The 3518-nt window shown below is 57.8% G+C and carries 4 protein-coding genes; 1 reads left to right on the top strand and 3 read right to left on the bottom strand.

Annotated elements, in window-relative coordinates:
- Positions 1–213: 213 nt before the first annotated feature.
- Entirely contained in the window at positions 214–396 is a 183-nt protein-coding gene (locus FJ398_26805) for a hypothetical protein (protein MBM3841492.1), read from the top strand.
- 246 nt (positions 397–642) lie between these two features.
- Here FJ398_26805 and FJ398_26810 read toward each other — a convergent pair whose 3' ends face one another.
- The 3 genes from FJ398_26810 to FJ398_26820 form a co-directional block, all read right to left on the bottom strand.
- A complete protein-coding gene (locus FJ398_26810) occupies positions 643–1446 on the bottom strand; it encodes a polyphosphate polymerase domain-containing protein (protein ID MBM3841493.1) in 804 nt (267 codons plus the stop codon).
- A 12-nt stretch (positions 1447–1458) separates the two neighbouring features.
- Complete coding sequence (locus FJ398_26815; protein MBM3841494.1) at positions 1459–2361, bottom strand: hypothetical protein; 903 nt, start codon at positions 2359–2361, stop codon at positions 1459–1461.
- A gap of 212 nt (positions 2362–2573) precedes the next feature.
- Positions 2574–3311, bottom strand: coding sequence for a DUF1559 domain-containing protein (locus tag FJ398_26820; GenBank protein MBM3841495.1), 738 nt, complete (start codon positions 3309–3311; stop codon positions 2574–2576).
- Positions 3312–3518: the final 207 nt, after the last annotated feature.

Below are 3518 nucleotides of genomic sequence, written 5' to 3' on the forward strand. Positions count from 1 at the left end.
GCGATTTCGCTTTCTGGCTTCGTTTCTCCTCAGTCGCAGAGCCCTGGCTATGCTCCTTCGTCGTGCCTCGCCAGAAAGCGAAATCGCCTCCAGCAAAACCGGAATTTATTTTTGCACAGACCCTTAGCCGGGGAACGCTTGCCTGCGCTCGGGCATCGTGTGAGATGGTTTACCGTTCGTGAGGCAACGAATCCAACGTCCCGATTCTGCGAAATGCTGCAATCCGGCGAGCTGCGGCGAGCTGCAACCCGGCTCCGGGCACAGCATCCGCCTTCCCATGAACCGGAGCGCCGGACCGTGGCCTTTAGGCCGCTTCAACGCTGGACTCCGGAGAGTGCGCGGAAGCAGCCTGAAGGCTGCGGTCCGCGCGGTTTTCGGTTCAAAACCGAACGGTAGGGCGAGCCTGTCCCCAGCGAGCCGAGTCGGACGTGTTCCAAGCGCGTCGAGCGGCTCGCCGGGACGGACTCGCCCTACCGAGTTCATGGGCCGAGTGCAGGTCTTTTTGGAACAGGCATCTTCCCAAGAACCTTTTCACAGTATTGCTCGGCGCGCTTCCTCTTGTCGCCAGCCGGAGCGTCGCCGAAACCGTGGCACTGAGTCGGACGGTTGAGAGCGATAGAATTATTCGTCGAAGGCGCCGGGCTAGAGCACACGGGGGCGCGTGCGCTGCCCGTCGGGCCCAGCCAAGGGAGCGCTGGCCGGGTCTTGGGTCTCCGTGTGCTCCGTTTGTTCCGGTTGAGCTTCCGCAACCAGTCCGAGCGCGACCGCGGCCAGCCGATACTTGGAGAGCGCCTGCGGCTTCAGTTGAAAAGCCTGCAACAGCTCTTTGAACACGCCCGGCATCTCAAGCCGAAACTTCAATTCCAGGATGACGTGGTCTCTGGAAAGCAAGCAGCCTTCATGCGCACCGTTAAATGCGACACGGTTCGCGGCCACCGCGCGAATGTCCTCGTCCAGGGTCAGCCGAATCGGCCCGGCGCTGGTCGCAGCCACTCGAGCGGTTCTGCGGTAGGCAATTTCACAGACGGGTTTCAGGCGCCGGGCGACGAGACGTTGGTGGTACCAGAAACCCAACCAGTCCCGGTCGGGCGTGCCGTCGGCCAGATGCGCCAATGCGTCGATCTCGACGAGCGAACGGCGTTTGCTCACGAGGCCGCGCGTCTTGAGCTTGCGCTCCAAAAAAGCGAATTCGCTTGGGCCATATCGGCGAATCCGATATTTGCTCCGCCCGTACGACCCTTTGCGGTGGAACACATCGAATCGTTCGGTATCGAAGTAAAGGCTGGTGATGTGATAGGCATCGCCCAGGTCCGCGGATACGTGCGGGTCCGGCGACAACCGGGCGCGCGCCCAGTCACGGATGGGGGCGCAAAGCGCGGGCGGAACCAGGAACTTCAGTTCCGAGGCGAATTCCCGGTTTTCCCGCGAGTCGGTGGAGGGGGACATGGTGATTGGATATTAGTGACCTGAACCGCCTCCGCCGAGAAAACGTGGGTCTGCCTCGCCTCCCGGGCCGATCAAGAAGTCCACCGGAGCGCGCGGGTCTGAAAGCGCATCGCCAACCAACCTTTCGAACCGAGCCAGTCTTGGCGTCGGCTCCTGGCGGACTGCGGGCCGGATTGCTGCTGCGATTTCATCCACGAGGCGATGAACTCGTTCGGGCTGGAAAATCGTTTTGCTGAACTCGTCAAACCTGGACAGATACAGCTTCTTGAACGCCCCGACCTGGAAGACTCGTTCCATGAACCGGCTTTCCCCGCGCCACGGACGGTGGATGCTCAAGTTCTCGCTTTGGCTCTGCCCGCCCATCATCCCGAATTGGCCAAAGGAATGATCCAGGTCCCAAGGCAGGAATTGGAATTTGTGCGTCTTGGCATGCAAATAAACGAAGTAGTTGTGCCCCGGCCCCAGGATGCTGTCCAGAGTCGGAAGCCACGCCGTCACGGCCATGAACCGGGCGAACTCGTCGAGATCAAGGTAATCACCGAGCTTCGCGGCGAATTCGGTGTCCGAGGCGTTGGTGACCAGTTTGGCGAAATCAATGATGCGCCGGATTTCTTTTTCGGAAAGATCTGTTTTGGGATCGTAGGTGGATTCGTACCTTCCCCAATCCTCGCCTCGGTAAGCGAAAGGATCGCGAGTGACTGGCTTGAAGATCGCTCCTTTCTTCGAACCAAACCTTTCTTCCGCGAAGTTGTTGTCAATGTCCTCGATGATGGAATAAAGCCCGATATACTCGTGGGAATGTTTGTCCGGACTAATAACTAATAGGAACCAAATTACTCTTTTCCACTTACTAATAACTAGCGCAAGGGCTAAGGCAAGTGTTGACTTACCTACTCCTGGCGCTGCTGCAAACATCGACACTTCGCTGCACCTGAGAATAATCTTGACACCCTTAATCTCCTCAATCCCTTCGATCCGGCCCCTCCTGAAGCCGCCGCGTGGACACGCAAACTTAACGGCGAGCCAGCGTAGTGTCGTCGTAAGTTTACTTTGCGAATCAAGTGATCGTGACTTGACGCGCTATTCACGAACCTCCGCGACGACCGGCCATAGATTCGGTGAACTTGCTAAGGCTTCTTAATTCCAGTCGGATCAGAATCTTCCCAACCGCGCCGGCTGTGGTAAGCCCACCAGTCGATCTCTTTCGGATTCCGCCGCTCCCAGCCGGCGTGAGTGTCGGCGAAAACCAGATTGATTCCGCCGTGGTGTGGTGAAGTGGGTCCGGTCCAGTAGGGCATTTCCCAAAGGAGCACGGCCGTGGATGGGCTGGCGACGTCCGACGTCGAGCGTCCGCTGACGGGACGGTTGACTTCGTACGTTGAGTTGTCCTTCTTCAAGTAAACGTGGTTCCACACGTAGGTGATGAAATCGTTGTCGCGAAGCAGGCCCGCGTAACCAGGATTGCCGGGATCCTTGCTCTTGATTCCCGCCGGGCATACATAGCTTCCTGCATTCGGCGGCGTCATCTTGGCCAATGTGATGTTGGCGGCACGATTCGTGCCGGTGTTCTTGCCCATATACGGAGTCAGAAGTTCGTAAAGGTACTGGCTGCCGATCTTGTGATCGTCACCCCACGCCTTCCCCCAACTCCGGCAGGCCGGGAATTTCTCGTTGAAATCGCTTGCATACATCGACACGGCGAGGCCGATTTGTTTCATGTTGTTAAGGCAATACGTCTGCGTGGCCTTGGCCTTGGCCTTGGCCAGCGCTGGCAATAACATGCTGGCCAGAATGGCGATGATCGCGATGACCACCAGAAGCTCGATCAAAGTAAATCCACGGTGAAGTTGTTTCGGCGTGATCATAAACTAATAGGAATTTGCTTTTTCATGGCGGGAACCGAGCCTGACCGTTCCGGGGTATTATCGCAAGAAAACTAACTAACTAGTGTCTGAGAAGAAACTCGGGGAAGCGGCGTAAAGATTGGGGGGCCAGAGGCCAAAAGGCGCGCGAATGTTTTGGTCGGAGATTCGGGGAAGCCTGCAAAATCAGGGTGAGAGCGTCGTTTGGGT

The sequence above is a fragment of the Verrucomicrobiota bacterium genome, assembly GCA_016871535.1.
Classification (GTDB): Bacteria; Verrucomicrobiota; Verrucomicrobiia; order Limisphaerales; family SIBE01; genus VHCZ01.